Below are 17,749 nucleotides of genomic sequence, written 5' to 3' on the forward strand. Positions count from 1 at the left end.
TTCACCAACGGATTTATCAGGCTCATGACAACCCGCCGCCACATACTCAAAAGTAGTTTAGTTCTGACCACACTTGGTTTATTTCGCGAAACGGCCTTCGCTCATGGCAATGACAGCAACGCCGGAAAATCGACGCAATTAGCACCGCCGCCGGATTTATTCGATTCACAGGCACTCGATCTGGACTTCTGGGTCAAGCCGCGTACGCTCGATCTGGTGCGGCCACAATCCGGCGAACGCAGCAAATTACTGTACTGGAAAGACGGCGAGATGATTGATTCCGCGTATCAGGAATTGTGTCACTTATTGCGCGATGTGAACGGCAAAAAATCAGCACCGATGGACCCGAAATTACTTGAAACCTTGTGGGCGACACAAGCCTATATCGCGCGTTTCGGTATGACCAGGCCGCTGGAAATTTTGTCCGGCTACCGCACACCGGAATCGAATAAGCGCCTGATAGAACAGGGTGTGCCGGCTGCACGTAAATCCTTGCACATGGATGGCAAGGCGGCCGACATTCGCATTTCGCAGTTGCATGAAGAAGTACTGGGCGGTCTGATCAGCAGCTTCCGTCAGGGCGGCGTCGGCTTTTATTATCGTGCAACGGCAAACGGTGGCTGGATCCATACCGACACCGGTTTGCAGCGCAGCTGGAAAGGCTGAAACAAGGCTGATAGCGACAAAGATAGCGACAACGATAGCGTCTGGCTGCCTGAATGCCATCGTCACAGTTTAAAAAAAATCCCGGTACAGACAATGGTGGTCTGTACCGGGATTTTTTATTGTTGCAACTTACTTCGCAGGTGCTTTTGCCTTGACCTCGTCCAGCGCAATAAACGTGCTGATTTTTGACGGATCGATATAGCGACGGAATGCCGCGTTCACTTGTTCCAGCGTCAGCGCCTGGATTTTGTCATCCATCGCCTGCGAGTAAGACCAGTTACGCTGGCGATACAGATAGTGATTCCAGCCACCGGCAATACCAGCGTCGCTGGTGCGACTTTGCTGACGCTTTTGCAGTATGCCGGATTTTGCTTTAGCGAGTTCTTCCGCAGTGAAACCGTCTTTCAGTGCTTTGCTAAGTTCTTCCTGTATCGCCTTTTCCAGTTTTTCCATATTTTGCGGCGCTGCTGTCGCGCTGATGCCGAAACTGCCGACCGGATCAATATCACCTGCACTCAGGCTGGAACCGCCGCCATACGACAGACCATCTTTCTGGCGTATGCGCTCCATCAGACGTGAATTCAGACCGGCACCGCCGAAGATATAGTTGGCGATACTCAGCGCTGGATAATCAGCATCATCCTCGCGCAAAGCCAGCGTCATTTTGCTGCTGTAAACCGCATTTTCTTTGTCCGGTGTGTTGAACACTTTACGTATCGCCGGTGGATCCAGACGTTTGCTGACCATGCGGGTGTACGGTGCTTTGCTGACCCAGCCATCAAACATCTGTGCGATCACAGCTTTGGTACTGTCGGCATCGAAATCACCGACCACGGACAACTCGCCTTTGGACGCGCCGTAGAATTCTTTGTAATAGGCTTTCACATCATCGAGTTTCACTGCCTTGAAATCAGCGATGGCCTCATCGAGTGTTTTTGCTTCGCGATAATCGCCTTTCGGATACGGATTGAAATACTGCGACATCTCACGCGAGAGTATGCTGCCAGGCTCTTTGCGCGAAGCTTCCAGACCCACCAGCCCACGTTCTTTGGCCTGAGTAAATTCGTTTTCCGGGAAACTGGCTTCACGCAGCACATGCGCTACCAGCGCCAGTGCCCCAGGCAGATTGGCTTTGGTGGTCTGGAATGAAAAGATGCCGCCGCTCATTTTGAGTTTGGACATTTCATCAGAGAGCTGGGCGCGGCTGTATTTGCTGGTGCCAGTGCCTAACAAGCCAGCGGTGATGCCGCTGACGATGGCTTTGCCACGCAGGCTGGTTTCATCGCCCCAATGCAGGTTCAGCGCGACATTCACGGTTTCGCCACGGGTTTTCTTGGGCAGCAGAGCGATTTGCAGATTACCGGCTTTGCCAACTTGCGTGCGCTGATCAATATTCGCCGGAGAAGAATCAAACGCTTCTCCACTCAGCGTGGACGGTTTGGGTTTGAAGTCTTTCATGACCTCGGCCATGTCCGGCGCTACCGGAATCTCGGCGCGTTGTGGTTTGTCTTCCGGAATGAACATGCCTATGGTGCGGTTATCGCGCACCAGATAACGTTTTGCGGCAGCAGCGACGCGCTCGGCTGTGATCGCATCAACCGAATCACGCACTTTGAACAGATAGCGCCAGTCGCCTATGGCGACGAATTCCGACATACTGATACCGATGGCTTCGTGGTTGTTCAGCATTTTTTCAAACGCATTGGCCGTATCGCGTTTGATCCTGTCGATTTCTTCTTTGGTCGGCGGATTATTTTTAAAATCCTCGATTCCTGCCAGCAGAGCCTCTTTGGCGGCATCGACGGATTCGCCTTTTTTGACAATCGCACCTATCGTCATCAGGCCTGGCGCTACCGCCCCGGAACCGCCGGAAAATACCTGCACCACTTTGCCGGTTTCCACCAGTTGTTTATGCAGACGGCCATGCGGGGCGCTGGTCAGAATACTACCCGCAAAACTAATGTCGTTGCGGTCGCTGTGCAGACTGGCTGGGACTTTATAGCCGAGCAAGACGATCTGAATATCACCGCTGCGGCGCACGACGAAGCTGCGTTCGCCATCCTGCGTCGGTTCGGTAGTCCAGAATTGCGGCAGTGTACGCGTTGGCTTAGCGATTTTGCCGAACGCAGCGCTGATCCATTGCAACACTTTATCGGTATCAAATTTACCTGCCACCAGCAGCACGGCATTATCCGGCTGGTAGTACATGCGATAAAACGCCTGCAGGTTTTCAATCTTGACGTTTTCGATATCGCTGCGATTGCCTATCGTGGAATTGCCGTAGTTGTGCCAGTCATAGGCAACGCTTTGCATCCGCTTTTGCAAGACATTGCCGGGTGAATTTTCGCCGCGTTCAAATTCGTTGCGCACGACGCTCATTTCGGTATCGAGATCTTTTTTCGCGATAAAGGAATTGACCATGCGGTCGGCTTCCATCGTCAGCGCCCATTTCAGATTGTCATCGTCGGCTTTGAACAATTCAAAATAATTGGTGCGGTCGAGCGAGGTCGTGCCGTTCGGGCGCATGCCGCGCTTGTTGAACTCGTCATCGATTTTCGGATTCGTCGGTGTGCCTTTGAATAACAGATGTTCGAGCAAATGCGCCATCCCGGTTTCGCCATAATTTTCATGACGCGAGCCAACCAGATAAGTCATGTTAACGGTGACGGTGGGCTTGGTCGCATCCGGCATCAGCAATACCCGCAAGCCATTCGGTAAACGATATTCGGTCAGACCTTCAACGCTGGTGATCTGGCTCACGCCTTTTGGCAGCGCATCGGCGAGTACGGCGGGCGTGGTGAACAGAATGGCGCCGCCCAGAACCAGCGCGCGCAACACCGGCGTGAGTGAAAACGGAAATGCAGCAGAACGAGATGACATAGTGATCCTGATAGCGGAAACAACAAAATAGGTGTGAAATATACTGGGTGGAGTATGTTTCACACGTCCTTTAAATATGCTGACAATAAGGCGATTTTATTTAATCAGAGGGGGAGTATCCTGATTAAATGATAATAATAACAATAAATAGCAATAATAATCGGCGGAATGATGTCCGCAAGCAAAATTATTTTGTGGCTGACTGTGTGTCGAAATTCACTTAACTCTGAATTTTTGGGAAATTTAGATGACATCTCCTGGCATGCAGCTATGCCGTCCACAAGCATCACTTGTGGGCGGTCCCTCTCGACGGAATTGTTGCGCGGTCAAGGCTTAGCCCCCGGAACCTGAAGAATTCGCCGTGTTGAGAACATGGCTTCACGTGCGGCAAAGCAGAAACCACCGCCACATGAATTAACTTCGTGCCAGCCGACGCGCTTGAGCGTCATCACAAATGCTACTGGCGCGCCTGTGAGCTGGTGCATGGCATCAGCGATGCTCTCGACAACATAATCATCCCGGCATTCTTGGGGCCATTGCGCTTCGGATTTTTAGGAGGCGAGCTCGCTACCTCCGCTGACGCTCAGCACTACTTCTCCAGCCACAATACGAACACCTAAACCTTACCAATACGAGAACCTGACACTGAGCGCACCACGCACTTGCACTGCGGTGGTGATCGGGTACTTCCTAGCCCAAGCGTCCGAAAAGAGTGATGCTTATGACGCCTAACGTGGGAGCGCAGCTTGTTGGCTGTCCCTCTCGATTGCAGTGTTAGGCTGCGTCATTTTGGCAACGCTATTGTGGATTGTGAGCAAGCATCTTTACCCGCCTCACGATACCCCATGGATAGTGTCGTCACACAGGCAAGTCTGAACTCTGGTTTCCCAGAACTTCGATTAACGTCAACAATGGCATAAAAGCTTTTTGAGCCTGAGATAGAAAAATCATATCTACCCTTGTTCCTGTCATTGCTATAGGTTGTAGATGCAGCAGGATATGTCTTCACTGCTCCCCCTGCTAATTTAATCACCTGTTCATTATGTGTTATGTAATCCAAAGCAAGTTGTTCTTCTGTTTTCTTTGTTTGATTATCGTAGGCGGGATCAGGTTGTCCTTTGCGACAACGCTGGCTAATCATTTGGGCATTCATTTGCTCAACTCCAGATGCAGCCTGTCGTGCCGCAGCTTCCAAAGAGTTTTTTTCATTAATAAGTTTGGATTTAAGTTCGTCCAGTCCAGCATAAACCTGGTCCATTTGTTTATCTAGCTTTTGTGTCCTAGCTTTTTCACGAAATGGATTCGGGGTGTCTTTGTCCCATTTCAATACCCTGTCCAAAATCTGATTGAGGTTTGAAGTGTTCTGGAGGGCATAGTTATTGATGGGGCCTCCCATGGTCATTTGCGTGATTGCTAAGAGTTGACCCCGATCGCCATTTTCTAAAATCATCTGCTGACGAACACGCAGCTGTGCCGCATAAAACCAAAACACCCCATCGTCTTTCTTTCCATTCTGGAAAAAGGCGAAAGCAGGGGGAAATAATTGCAAAGGTTCTTTCAGGTTAGAAGGATTGCTGACAATTTCTTCTGCTGCGGCAATCGCGATGCTTGGTTCACAGGACGTCATTCGATCTTCGGGAGGTAATCCGCTGAGTGCTATTCCATTCTTTGCCTTCAAGTGCTTCTGCTGTGTTGGGTGAGGGGATGCATTGCTTTCGATAGATGCAGAGGACGCATCTGATGGACATGGCTGATCAGTAAATTCAATCCGCCCGTCAGACAGCTTGCATCTATTCATGTTGACGCTAGCAGCGTCACTGGCGAGTGCCCATAGCGATGCGCTGGCAAGAAGGATTGCAATTGATCGACAATAATTCACAGCATCTCCCGAAAATAAGCCTGACGAAAGAAAGGGACTTCCCCGTCCCAAGAAAATGGCGTCACCTTTACTGTTTGGCAAAGTAGTGCAAAGATGGAAATTCCAGTCAACATCATGATCCAATCAATAGGGAGAAGTCATGCACAAGCATATCATTAATGCATCACCAGAACCCACCACGAATACCATCGTGACCATTGGCATTGATTTTCATAAACATGCGATTCAGCTTTATTTGAATATCGCACTGCGCTGGCTGGTCAATCGTGCCGCATGCCTGTCGTAGCGGGGCTGCGCAATTTGGCCGCTGTCGTGCCAGCGGGTTCCATCCAGCACGACAGGGAAGTGAGCGGGGCAGCGCAAACATGCTGGGTTACCGCTATGCGTTGTTAAGTGGTTTCTGGTGATGGTCAGGCGCGCAGTCCGTCCTTAATTATGTCCGCTGCTTTCTCACCGATCATCATGGTTGGCGCATTGGTATTGCCGCCCAGCAGAGTGGGCATAACCGACGCGTCGACGATGCGCAGACCGTGCAGGCCGATGACTTTTAACTCCGGATCAACCACCGCCATGTTGTCGGTGCCCATTTTGCAGGTGCCGATAGGGTGATAGACGGTGTCGGCGGTCTGACGGATGACGGCGCGGATGTCATCATCGGTATGCACATTAGCGGTCTGGTAATCGCTGCTGCGGGCATTCGCCATTGCGGGTGCATCCATCAGTTTGCGGGTCAGCTTAAAGCCTTTCAGCATGACTTCCATGTCGTCGGGGTGTTCCAGAAAGCGCGGGTTGATCAGCGGCGTCGCCATAGGATCGGGGCTGGCTAACGTGACTTCGCCTATGCTTTTCGGGCGTAACAGGCAGACGTGGCACGAGTAGCCATGACCGAGATGCAATTTGCGCGCGTGGTCGTCTAGCATCGCCATGACGAAATGCAATTGAATATCTGGCGCAGACAAAGACGGATCCGTTTTCAGAAAGCCACCACCTTCGGCGCCGTTCGAGGTCAGCATGCCGCGCCGTTGCGAGCGATAGCGCATCAGTTCGCGCAGCAGACGCAGGCTGCCAGCAGCAGAAACGCCAAGCAGATCAAGGCTTTTCGCGCGATATTTGAACACGAAATCCGGATGATCCTGCAAATTCTGACCAACGCCGGGCAGGTCGTGTACCACAGGAATTCCCATGCTTTGCAGCGCATTCGCATTGCCGACGCCGGACAGCATCAGCAATTGCGGGGTCTGCAAAGCACCGCCTGCAAGTAATACTTCATGTCGTGCATGCAGAGTTTTTTTCTGACCGTTTTGCAGCATTTCTATGCCGACGGCACGCTTGCCTTCAAACAGAATTCTGGTCACATAGCAGCCGGTTTCGACGCGCAGGTTTGGCCGCTTGCCCATGTGCGGCCGCAGATACGCGCGCGATGCACTCCAGCGTTCGCCATTGTGCTGGGTCAGCTGATACAAGCCTATGCCTTCCTGCTCGGCACCGTTGAAATCGGTATTGATGCGAAAGCCCGCTTGTTTGCCCGCTTCGATCAGCAATTGCTGATACGGGTTATCTGTGCGCAACTCGCTGACATGCAGCGGCCCGGCATTGCCGTGGTATGCGTCATGATGGGTTTCATTATTTTCTGAACGTTTGAAATACGGTAAAACCTCGTCATACGACCAGCCGGTGTTGCCCAGCGCTGCCCAGTGATCGTAATCCTGCCGGTGTCCACGCACGTAAATCATTGCATTCAGACCGGAAGACCCACCCAGCATTTTGCCGCGCGGCTGATAGCCACGGCGTCCATTCAGGCCGGGTTGTGGCACGGTTTCAAACGCCCAGTTATTCAGTTTGCCTGGCAGCATGGCAACCACACCAGCGGGCGTATTCACCACCATACTGTCGCCTCCGCCGCCCGCTTCCAGCACGGTTACGCTGAGATCCGGGTCTTCAGTCAGGCGTCCGGCCACGGCACAACCGCCGGAACCACCGCCGACAACAATATAGTCGCTGATATTATTCATGTGTCTCTCTCTTTGGATGAGGCTGTACGCGATGGCATCGCCAGCGTCAGGCCTGTTGTTTTATTTTCCGGTGTACGGTACGACGATATTAGTATGCCGTTTCGGTTAAAGTAAGGACATTTACTGCCACGTTGTCAGACCATCACAGATGAACCAGCCTGCGCCCACCATATCAGCACTCTTGTCGGTACAAGATGCGGTATTTCCTGCTCATCCGTTCAGCGGTGTGCTGGCGATCGCGCGTGAGCAGAATTGGCGTTGGCAGGATATGTTTCCCGCATTTGCCGATCATCACGATAACCGCATCAGTTATGCCCAGGCACGCGAAGGCCTGTTACAGGCGAGACACCGTGGTGGCGCTGATCTGGGGCTGCGATCCGGTACGCGCAAAGCCTTGCCGCAACTAGGTCAGATGGCCACCGGTATGCGTGCGCAGGAAACGCTGGCGCAGGCTATGCAATTCGGTCTCGACTATCAACTGATCGCCGGCTCTATGGTGCATCTGCAATTGGAAGCGGGGCCGCAACAATCGGCACTGCTTGCCTTGCCTTTATTCGACGATGTGGAATTACAGGATTTTCTGGAAGTCGATCATCTGGTCACCGCCATCAATGCGGCGCGCCAACTGTGTGGCCGCCGCTTTCAGCTGGTAAGGGTGGAACTGCGTTTGCAGCCCGGCGCAAGTCTGACAGCGTACGAAAAATTCTTTGCTTGTACTGTGATCGCAGGTGCTGATGTCAGTCGTATTGTGATCGACAACCAGGTGTTGCAGATGGCGTTGCCGCAACCGGATGCGCTGCTGGCACATACTTCGCACGATGCCTGTCAGGCGGAACTGGCGGCGGTTGGTGTGCTTGGACGGCAAAGCCTGCTGCGCACCCTGACCGCGCTTCAGTGTGAATTGCACAGCGTGGCACAGACGGCATCTGTCCTGGGTACCAGCGAACGTTCTTTGCATCGTTTGCTGGCGCGCGAAGGAACCTCGTATTTCCAGATTGCCGAAACTATCCGCATCGGACGGGCGCGGCAATTACTGCAAACCGGCCTGAGTCTGGAACGCATTGCAGAAGAACTCGGCTATTCCGACAGTCGCAGTTTCCGGCGTGCGTTCAGACGTTGGACGATGCAGACTCCGGCTGAATTTCGTCAGAGTCAGGCGCAGATGCAGCTGCGTTGAATGCCAGATTTCAGGTGATGGCAGACGCTGGCGGTACGCACGCCGGTAAGCTGAACCAGAATGTCGAACCTTCACCGGGGCAACTCAGGAAAAAGATTTCGCCATGCATTTTTTCGACCAGGGCTTTGGTGATGGCGAGCCCCAAACCGGTTCCTCCCTGGCGACGGGTATTGGTGCCGTCGGCCTGCGTAAACGGTTCAAATAATTGCGTCTGAAAATCGAGTGGAATGCCGGGGCCGCGATCACTGACGGCGATATGATAATGGCTCTGTTCCTGATAAATCCTGACGGTCACGCTTTCACCTTCGGGTGAGAATTTGGCCGCGTTGGAGATCAGATTCGCCATCACCTGCATCAGCCTGTCGTGGTCACCCAGACTCCAGGCCTGCATCACTTGTTGTTCCATGATCAGCCCGACGCGTAACGAGCTGGTGTAGGCTTCGTTCGCTTCCATCGCATTGTGCAGCATCTCGATCAGATCGACAGGCTCTGAACGGATATTCATTTTGCCGTTGTTCAGTTTATCGATGTCGAGAATATCGTTGACCAGATTCACCAGGCGCTTGCTGTTATTGTGCGCGATCCGTATCAATTGCCGGGCCGCGTCAGGTAAGGTGCCGCCGACGCCGGATTCCAGCAAACCAAGTGAGCCGCGTATTGAGGTCAGCGGCGTGCGCAGTTCGTGGCTGACCATCGAGACGAATTCCGTCTTGAGCTGATTGATACGCAGGCGCTCGCTGATGTCCATGACAAAGACGACCCACTCGCGCGGCGAATTTTCCAGATAACCCAGACCCACCAGCACCGGTATTGCCGAACCATCGGCACGTCGCAGCATGACTTCGAACGGCGCCGTGGTACCGGTGCTGAGCATTTCTGTATATGCCTGATGTACCAGATACTGATCCTGCTCTGACAACACGACTCGCCACAGAAACTGCTCTGCCAGCAGACTTTCACGCGAGTATCCGGACAACTGACAAAACATGCGGTTCACGTCCGTCAGACGGGAGCCGTCACTGCCATACAAAATGCCGATCAGGCTGGAATTCATGATGCGCTGCAAGCGGCTTTCGCTTTCGCGCAGCGCATCCAGAGTTTTTCTTTGTCCGGTGATATCTTCTATCATCCAGACCGCCCCTTTTTCGTAGGTTTCTGCGGGCAGGGCGCGACCAGCGACGCGCGCCATGAACGACTCGCCATTGGCGCGCCGCAGATACCATTCAAGCTCTACCAGTTCATCGGCTTCCAGATTCGGTATCACTGCCTGGCCGAAGGCGCGGTAGTCTTCATCGTTGTGGTACAGAAAAGTGGTTTTTACCCCTATCATTGATTTCGTATCAGGGAAGCGGCACAAATCGGCGAGAGCCTCATTGGCGCGGATGATGACGCCGTTGCTGACGAACATAATGCCCACCGGCGCGTTGGCGATCAGAATTTCCAGCTCGCGTGCCAATTCTTTATAACGGACATTATTTGAGCGCAGCAATTCCTGATTCAGCTGCAATTGTTCTTCTGTGCGTTTGCGTTCCGTAATGTCGATGTGGGTGCCGACGATACGCACGGCACGCTGATTTTCATCCCATTCGACAGCGGCCCCGAGTGACATAATCCAGCGCCATTCGCCTGCACGATTTTTCTGTCGGAACTCGGCGTGATAATCGGTTTTGCCTTTCGAGGCAAAATGGATGCGATAGGCTTCTTTTATTCCGGCCACATCATCCGGATGGATGCTGTGCTTCCAGAAGTAATCCCAGAATGCAAATGGATCGGCAAACTCTTCGATTGAGTGTTCGATCATGTTGCTGTATTCGGGACTGAAGGTGGCCGCGCCGGTGTTCAGGTTGATGTCGTACAAACCCTGATTCGAGGCCTGCATGACCAGTCGCCGCTGTTGTTCCGCCGTGATTAAGCTGCGCTCGGTCTGTTTGCTGCGGGTCTGATCCATAAAGCAGCCATGCCACAGCAGACTGCCGTCGGCCTGCAGTTCCGGGCTGGCCTCGCCCGCCATCCAGCGCTCTTCGCCATTCTTGAGAACGATGCGGAATTCATGCGTCCAGACGTGCAGATGTTCGGCCGCCGTGCGGACGCTGAGCATGAATGCAGATAAATCTGCCGGATGCACTTTTCTGAACAGAATATTGACGTCCGCGCACAGTTCTGCGGCACTGAATTCAAACAAACGTTCAACCGCCTCGCTTGCATAATTGAAACAAAAGCGTTCGGCGGAAAAACGTTGATACTGAAAAAAAACTGCCGGCAGAAAGCGCGAGAAATTATTCAGCAAGGCCTGGCTGGCTTTCAGTGCGTTCAGCTCTGCTGCCGTGATCTCTGCAGCAACCGGGTTGGGTGGCGTTGGTGTGACAGACATCAGCTTGCTTAAAAAAGACAGAAAAAATGTGCAGAAAAATTGGGTGATCAACGCACAACCGATATCATGCCCATGACCGGCAGCGAGCCGTTGCTGCCGCCGTTGCTGCGTATCTCAGATGACAGCAGAAAACCTGATGTTACGGGTGCTGTGTGATGATCTGATTGAAGAAATCATACACGCCTTGTTCACTCATTTTGCGTGCATTCGACAATTCACCGCCTTTCGATGCAAACAAGACACTGTTATCTGCTTTTAAAACGACAGCGGCCGGAATACCCTTTTTAATCGGGTTGCCGTAGCTGTTTGCCAGCGCCAGATTTTTATCAAACTGACCAACATCGACTTTGACCAGCACGAATTTGCTGGCGATCAGAGCGGCGCTTTGTCCTTGCATAGAACGGTCGAGCTCCAGACAATCCTTGCACCAGTTCGCGCCGAAAATCACCAGCACTTTTTTGTTGCTGGCTTGTGCCTGCGTCAGCGCTTTGGCGACTGCGGCGGGCGCATCAGCAGTTTCGTCGTATGGTCTGGCAACGTCGGCATGTGCAAGGTTTAACGCAAGACCAATCGTGCATGCGGAAATGAGTCTGGAGACAAAGGAGAAAGTTTTTTTCATGTTGAAGCCGCAGGAAAGGAAAACTTTCAGATAGTGACGTAATTTTTGCGCTTTGTCATCGCTGATATGGCGCAAGCAAGATTGAAATAACTGTATATGCATACAGTTTTGTAGAGAAAAACAGATAAAATAAACCAGAATTCATCCCTATTGATGAAATGAGTTTCAATCCCACCCCAACGATCTGCGTTTTGAAAAAAATTATTCATTGTGATTGCGACTGTTTTTACGCCTCGATAGAAATGCGGGATGATCCGTCATTGCGGGGCAGGCCGCTGGCGATTGGCGGTCAACCGGATCAACGCGGCGTCGTGGCGACCTGTAATTACGAGGCGCGGCGTTTCGGCATCCGTTCAGCCATGCCGATGTCGCAGGCAGTACGCCGTTGTCCGGAGCTGCTGATTTTGCCGCCGACGATGGAAAAATACCGGATTGCATCGCGCCAGATTCTGGCGATTTACCGCGACTACACCGAGGCGGTCGAGCCTTTATCGCTGGATGAAGCGTATCTCGATGTCAGTCAGGCGACCAGCCATCATGGCAGCGCGACCCTGATTGCGCGTGAAATCCGCGCCCGGATTGCCGACACCGTCGGTATCACCGCTTCGGCTGGCGTGGCGCCAAATAAGTTTCTCGCCAAAATTGCCAGCGACTGGAACAAGCCGGATGGTTTGTTCGTCATTTTGCCGGATCAGGTGGAAGAGTTCGTTGCCGCCTTGCCGGTGGCAAGATTGTTTGGCGTCGGCAAAGTCACTGCCGCCAAATTACACAGCATGGGCATTCAGGAATGCCGCGATTTGCGTGCCTGGTCGCTGGCGGATCTGATGCAGCATTTCGGCAAGCTCGGCAATAGCTTGTATCAGTTGTGTCGCGGTATTGATCTGCGCGAGGTGCGCGCCAGCAGCGAGCGCAAATCGGTCAGTACCGAAGAAACCTATGTCCATGATTTGCCCGATCTGACCGCGTGTGTGGCCGAACTGCCTGCTTTATACGCGTCGCTGCAACAGCGGGTGCAGCGGGCAGATGCGATCAGCCATATTCATAAACTCTACGTCAAAATCCGCTTTTCTGATTTTCGTATCACCACCGTCGAATGCGTTTCAAAAACGCTGGATCTCGGTTTGTTTCAGCAATTGTTGGAAACCGGATTACAGCGCCGCCAGTTACCCGTGCGCCTGCTTGGTCTGGGCGTGCGACTTGCTGAAACAGAGGCCGCCAGCGGGCAGCAATTAGGCCTGTTTTGACGATAAATATACTGGGGGGAGTATATTTTAAAGCCCTTTAAACATAAGGACATTAAGCATGTTTTATGAAAAAGCAGGGGGAGTATATGAAAATACCCGCTTTTTCAGCGTAGATTTCGGCTGAAGTATCAGCTTAGACGTATCAGCTTAGACATCAGCGCAGATATTTGAGCCGCAGCTTGTCGAATAAGCCGGATTGCTGCACCTTTTCAAAAGCTTTGCGTAGCTTTTTCACCAGCGCCGGGTCGCTGTTTTTGCTCATTGCGAGATAATAATTGCTGCTGCCATCGATTAAAAGCAAGGGTTCGATTTCATCCATCGTACGGTTCTGCGACTTCATTAAAAACGCGGCGCTCCAGTTCTGAAAAATGGCCAGATCAACGCGGCCCATCAGAAATTTTTTCATGTTGGATTCGTCAGTCGGTGCGTAGTCGACCACGTAGTCAGGAAACTGTCCTTTGCGCATGAACTCTTTCGCTGACGCCATTTCCCTTACCAGCCCGGTTTTATAAGCACCGGCATCGCTCAGTGTTTTTATCTGTATGTCGGTGCGGGACTTCAATTTATACAGATAAATCTGGCGGTTGCTGAGCACGCCTATCCACTCAAACTGCGCATCACGCTCGGGCGTGCGGGTCATGGAATAGATCAGGGTATTCGGTTGTTGCAGCGCCCGTTGATACGCGCGTGCCCAGGGTATCAGTTCTATCGGGGCTGCCAGCTTTGCTTCTTGCAAAACCGCCTGCACAATTTCGGTGGAATAGCCGGTGACGCTGCCATGTTCTTCGAAATTCAGCGGTGGCAAACTCTCGGTGACCACCGATAACTGACTGGCGCAGACGGTTGCGGGTGCCAGACTGCATGCGCAGAACAACAAACAACCAGATAAAAAAGAATAAGCAAAGCGAGGCATGCCGGAATTTTAACAGTTGGATATGTGCGAAGGTGAGTATCAGGCCATCGTTGGCGGCTTTTATTCACATAGTCATATCACATCGCGTCACATCGTATTTCGTCCGGTGAAATACGATGATGTGCATTAAGCTGCGGCCACTTTTTGCATCGCTGCGAGTAAGGCATCAATATGTGATTCGGGAGTGAAAATTCCGGGTGTGACTCTGATGCAACTGCCAGATACCAGGCCGTTGCGGGGAACCGTAAAAATACCGTGTTGCAAGGCGAGCTGTGTTGTTAATCCCGTGGTGTCTTCCGTCCTGGTTTTTCCTTTCAGACGGAATGCGCTGATGGCGCTGCTCAGCCGCGTATCGGACGAGGCCAGCACAGTTACGCCCTTGATCTGGCGCGCGCCTTCGACCCAGCGATTGCGCAAATACTGCAGACGCGCCTGCTTGTTTGCCACGCCGATCGCTGCGTGCAGATCAAGCGCTTTCGGCAGGCTCAGGTAAGCCGCAAAATTCAGTGTGCCGGTGTGCACGCGTGTGCTGATGTCGTCACCATCAGGTTCACCCAGATAAGGGGCAATATCGCGCACGCGCCCACGCTTGATATACACCGCGCCGACACCGACCGGCGCGCCTATCCATTTGTGCAGATTAATGCCGACGAAATCCGCCTGCAGATCAGGAATGCGCATGTCGAGTTGTCCAAAGCCGTGGGCGGTATCGACGATCACATCAATACCGCGTTCGCGCGCGAGCCGGGCAATGTGGGCAACGGGTAAGACCATGCCGTTGCGGTGATTGACATGCGTGAGCAGAATTAATTTCAGGCGCGGATGCTGATCCATCGCTGCCACATAGGCGGCGACCACGGCATCGTAACTGAATGGCTCCGGCATACTGATCGCCACAACGTTGACGCCACGGCGTTGCTTTAACCAGCGCATGGTGGTGATCATATTGTCGTAATCGATATCGGCATACAGCACGCTGTCACCCGCTGTCAGGCGTTGGTAACCCGCGATCAGCACTTGCAAGGCTTCGGTTGCGCCGCGCGTAAATACGATTTCATCGTGGTGAACGCCGAGTGCGTCGGCGGTGCGTTTGCGGGCAGTCTCGAACTCGGCAGGAAAGCGCACCCGCCCGTACCAGGCGTTACCACGGTTGACCATCGCCAATTGCTGTTGATAATCGGCCAGCACAGACTTCGACATCGAACCCCAGTAAGCATTGTCGAGCAGAATGACATCATCCGTGATGTCATATTGTGCTGCGACTGCATTCCAGTAAGCGTTATCACGCGCCAGCGTCGCCGGTGTTGCGCCAACAGGGGCGACCGGCATAGCTGGTGCAGCTAGTGAAGCTGGTGATGTCTGGCTTGCCGCATCCGCGCTACCGGATGCCAGCGGCAGCGTTCCCAACAGTGCTCCTGAGCATAATAAATGACGGCGCCTGGCATCGACTTTGTCGTTGTTTTTCATACTGTTACCACTCAAAATTTCACCTTGTATTCAACGTAGAGGCTGCGGCCGTCCGTGTCATACGGTGCGTTACGTGAGTAAATCAGACCACGGCTGGCCTGAAAGCTGGCTTCGTCGGGGTATTTATTCAGCAGATTATCGATACCGGCGCGTATCGATTGCTTCTGACTAAGCTTGTAACTGAGGGCGATATCGAGAAACTGAATGCCGCCAAAGCGCTGGAAAATATCGCCGGTCGCATTGCCGGAATTATCGGTCCAGGCACCGTAATAGCGAACGCGTGCCAGTGCATCCCAGTTGCCGGTCTCATAGTTACCGCTGATCGTCGCTTTCTGGCGTGGCAGACGTTCTTCGAACACCTTGCGCTGTGCCGCATTGGTGGCGACGCTGGATTGGCCGCTGTCAACCGTGGTTGTATTGTAGTTATATGCCAGTGTCAGATTCAGCTTGCCATTACCCAGCTTGCTCAGGTGACTACCGACGATATCAATACCGCGCGTCGTGGTGTCGAAGTCATTCGTGAAATAACTGACCGAAGTGTAACGCAGCGGATTCGCGATGCCTGCTGGTACGGCAAACGAAGCTGAGGTACTGAAGCGGTCTGTCACTTTAATGTTGTACACATCGACAGAACCGGAAAAGCCCAGCGCATTTTTCCATGTCAGTCCGAGCGACAGGTTTTGTGATTTTTCGGGTTTCAATGGCTGCGCGCCGAGCAGAATCGCGAGCGGATCATTATTCGCCAGACGTCCGCTGGTAAACAGCAAGAGCGTCTTTGTATCCAGACCCTGGCCGGTGCTGTTGGTATTCGATTGCCCCGGCGTTGGAGCGCGGAAGCCGGTGGAGTACGAACCGCGCAAGGCCGTATCCAGATTCAATGCATAGCGCGCCGACAGCTTGCCGTTGACGGTATTGCCGAATTCTGAAAAATGTTCATAACGCACGGCGGCACCGAGATTCAGCGCTTTGCTGACCGGCGCTTCGATGTCAAGGTAGGCGGCATAACTATCCTGTCCCCAGCTACCGGCCTGCCTGTCACTGAAACCCGGTGCGCCGTTAGAATTGGCATCCAGCCCGATCGCAGCACCAGGGCCGACCGTATATGAGGCGACCTCACCTGCTTTGACGCCGTAGGTTTCATTTCTTACTTCGGTACCAAAAGCGATATTGAGTGGTTGCGCCATTGATGCAACTGGTAACTCGTAGTTGACGTTTGCATTCAGAATTTTTTCTTCCTGTGACAGACGTCCGAGGTAAAACGCCGTCGGGCTGGCAGGCCCCATCGATGCATTGATGGAATTCGCCAGTTTATAGTCGATGCGGTTGCGGCCATAGGAGGCGCTGACATCCCAATTCATGCGCTCGCTCGCCTGCCCGCGTAGGCCGGCGACGAACTGCACATCATCCTGCTCATTGGAATAGCTGGGGCTGAAACCGACAGGGTACAAACGACGCAAATCCCAGCCGGGGAATACGCTGCTGGTTTTGTACGCACCAGTGCTTGTGTCTGGGTTCCGCCAGTTGAAATCAGAGGTGCCGTCGCCGCTGCTATATAAGCCATAGCTGTACAGCGCGATTGTGTCGCTGAGGTTCATGCTGGCGTTGAAACCGATGCGCTTGCTTTCTAATTCAGGCTGACCCCAGCGTTGTACTGGATTCGGCACGTTCAGTTCTGGATGCGCCGCCTGAAACGCAATCGCATCGGCTCGCTGGCGCGTGCGTGAAGTAGGATCAGACTTGGCTAACGCGCCGAAGATCGTCGCTTTTCCAGCGTCGCCAAAGGTGAAGCCCGTCTTCAGATTCACTTCATTGCTCTTGCCATCGCCTTCAGAATATTGTGAATGGCGAACCGAGAATTCCGTACCCGGCGTATCGTCAAGAATGATGTTGATCACACCGGCAATCGCATCCGAGCCATATTGTGCAGACGCGCCATCGCGCAGAACTTCTATGCGTTTGATTGCGCTGACAGGAATCTGCGCCAGATCTGCCGCCTGCGCACCGCGTGAACCGAGCAGCGCGCTGCGATGGAAGCGTTTGCCATTGATCAGTACCAGCGTCTGGTCGGGTGATAAGCCGCGCAAAGTGGCGGGTCGCACGAAGACCTGACCATCTGCCATCGGTAGACGCTGCACCACATACGATGGCACCAGTTGTGCCAGCACATTATTCAGATCAGATGAATCGACGGAACGGATATCTTCCCGGTTAAACACATCAACCGGCGCCATGGTGTCAAACTGGGTACGATTGCTGCCGCGTGTGCCCGTGACGATCACCGCCTGAGCCCCTGTTTCTTCATTGCCGGTCGCGGACGGCGTAGTCAGATTATTTTGCGCTTGTGCTTGCGGGATCAACAATGCATTCAGGCTACACACGAATGCCACGGCTTGTGCGATGCGGGTACGGGATAAAGTCATTGGATACGTTCTCTGAGTTTGAGTCTGTCAGGCAACTCCGCATTTGGCAAAAATGTTAACAAATTGCAGTAATTATCACGAAGTTAATTTTACTCACATTA

At 53.0% G+C, this 17,749-nt stretch carries 13 protein-coding genes; 4 read left to right on the plus strand and 9 right to left on the minus strand.

The features are described 5' to 3' along the window. Positions 1 to 24: 24 nt before the first annotated feature. The gene (locus tag H8K29_RS00740; protein WP_186896007.1) at positions 25 to 666 is read left to right on the plus strand and encodes a DUF882 domain-containing protein; all 642 of its coding nucleotides are present in this window, start codon (positions 25 to 27) and stop codon (positions 664 to 666) included. A 129-nt stretch (positions 667 to 795) separates the two neighbouring features. Here H8K29_RS00740 and H8K29_RS00745 read toward each other — a convergent pair whose 3' ends face one another. From H8K29_RS00745 to H8K29_RS00755, 3 genes are all read right to left on the minus strand, one after another. Beyond that, complete coding sequence (locus H8K29_RS00745) at positions 796 to 3,546, minus strand: pitrilysin family protein (protein ID WP_186896008.1); 2,751 nt, start codon at positions 3,544 to 3,546, stop codon at positions 796 to 798. 326 nt (positions 3,547 to 3,872) lie between these two features. After that, on the minus strand, positions 3,873 to 4,031 hold the full coding sequence (locus H8K29_RS00750; protein WP_186896009.1) for a hypothetical protein: 159 nt from the start codon (positions 4,029 to 4,031) through the stop codon (positions 3,873 to 3,875). 299 nt (positions 4,032 to 4,330) lie between these two features. Further along, positions 4,331 to 5,425, minus strand: a complete 1,095-nt coding sequence (locus H8K29_RS00755; RefSeq protein ID WP_186896010.1) for a DUF4124 domain-containing protein — start codon at positions 5,423 to 5,425, stop codon at positions 4,331 to 4,333. Between the two features lie 139 nt (positions 5,426 to 5,564). Between H8K29_RS00755 and H8K29_RS00760 the strand changes: the two genes are divergently transcribed. Next, positions 5,565 to 5,711 carry a hypothetical protein gene (locus H8K29_RS00760; protein WP_186896011.1) on the plus strand — a complete coding sequence of 49 codons (147 nt, stop codon included), beginning with the start codon at positions 5,565 to 5,567 and terminating at the stop codon, positions 5,709 to 5,711. Between the two features lie 124 nt (positions 5,712 to 5,835). On the opposite strand, the gene H8K29_RS00765 is transcribed toward H8K29_RS00760, so the two are convergent. Further along, the gene (locus H8K29_RS00765) at positions 5,836 to 7,437 is read right to left on the minus strand and encodes a GMC family oxidoreductase (protein WP_186896012.1); all 1,602 of its coding nucleotides are present in this window, start codon (positions 7,435 to 7,437) and stop codon (positions 5,836 to 5,838) included. Between the two features lie 148 nt (positions 7,438 to 7,585). Between H8K29_RS00765 and H8K29_RS00770 the strand changes: the two genes are divergently transcribed. Continuing rightward, positions 7,586 to 8,614: an AraC family transcriptional regulator ligand-binding domain-containing protein gene (locus tag H8K29_RS00770; protein ID WP_186896013.1), complete on the plus strand. Its 1,029-nt coding sequence runs from the start codon at positions 7,586 to 7,588 to the stop codon at positions 8,612 to 8,614. A 10-nt stretch (positions 8,615 to 8,624) separates the two neighbouring features. Here H8K29_RS00770 and H8K29_RS00775 read toward each other — a convergent pair whose 3' ends face one another. Both H8K29_RS00775 and H8K29_RS00780 read right to left on the minus strand, forming a co-directional pair. Beyond that, positions 8,625 to 10,985, minus strand: a complete 2,361-nt coding sequence (locus H8K29_RS00775) for a PAS domain-containing sensor histidine kinase (RefSeq protein WP_186896014.1) — start codon at positions 10,983 to 10,985, stop codon at positions 8,625 to 8,627. Between the two features lie 139 nt (positions 10,986 to 11,124). Continuing rightward, complete coding sequence (locus H8K29_RS00780; protein WP_186884049.1) at positions 11,125 to 11,604, minus strand: thioredoxin family protein; 480 nt, start codon at positions 11,602 to 11,604, stop codon at positions 11,125 to 11,127. 158 nt (positions 11,605 to 11,762) lie between these two features. Between H8K29_RS00780 and dinB the strand changes: the two genes are divergently transcribed. Then, positions 11,763 to 12,848, plus strand: a complete 1,086-nt coding sequence (gene dinB, locus H8K29_RS00785) for a DNA polymerase IV (RefSeq protein WP_186896015.1) — start codon at positions 11,763 to 11,765, stop codon at positions 12,846 to 12,848. Positions 12,849 to 13,002: 154 nt separating this feature from the next. Here dinB and H8K29_RS00790 read toward each other — a convergent pair whose 3' ends face one another. The 3 genes from H8K29_RS00790 to H8K29_RS00800 form a co-directional block, all read right to left on the minus strand. Continuing rightward, on the minus strand, positions 13,003 to 13,761 hold the full coding sequence (locus H8K29_RS00790) for an ABC transporter substrate-binding protein (RefSeq protein ID WP_186896016.1): 759 nt from the start codon (positions 13,759 to 13,761) through the stop codon (positions 13,003 to 13,005). Positions 13,762 to 13,887: 126 nt separating this feature from the next. After that, entirely contained in the window at positions 13,888 to 15,228 is a 1,341-nt protein-coding gene (locus tag H8K29_RS00795; RefSeq protein ID WP_186896017.1) for an aminotransferase class V-fold PLP-dependent enzyme, read from the minus strand. 11 nt (positions 15,229 to 15,239) lie between these two features. Further along, complete coding sequence (locus H8K29_RS00800; protein WP_186896018.1) at positions 15,240 to 17,648, minus strand: TonB-dependent siderophore receptor; 2,409 nt, start codon at positions 17,646 to 17,648, stop codon at positions 15,240 to 15,242. Positions 17,649 to 17,749 lie beyond the last annotated feature (101 nt).

The sequence above is a fragment of the Undibacterium sp. CY21W genome (assembly GCF_014284265.1).
GTDB classification, from domain to species: Bacteria; Pseudomonadota; Gammaproteobacteria; order Burkholderiales; family Burkholderiaceae_D; genus Undibacterium; species Undibacterium aquatile.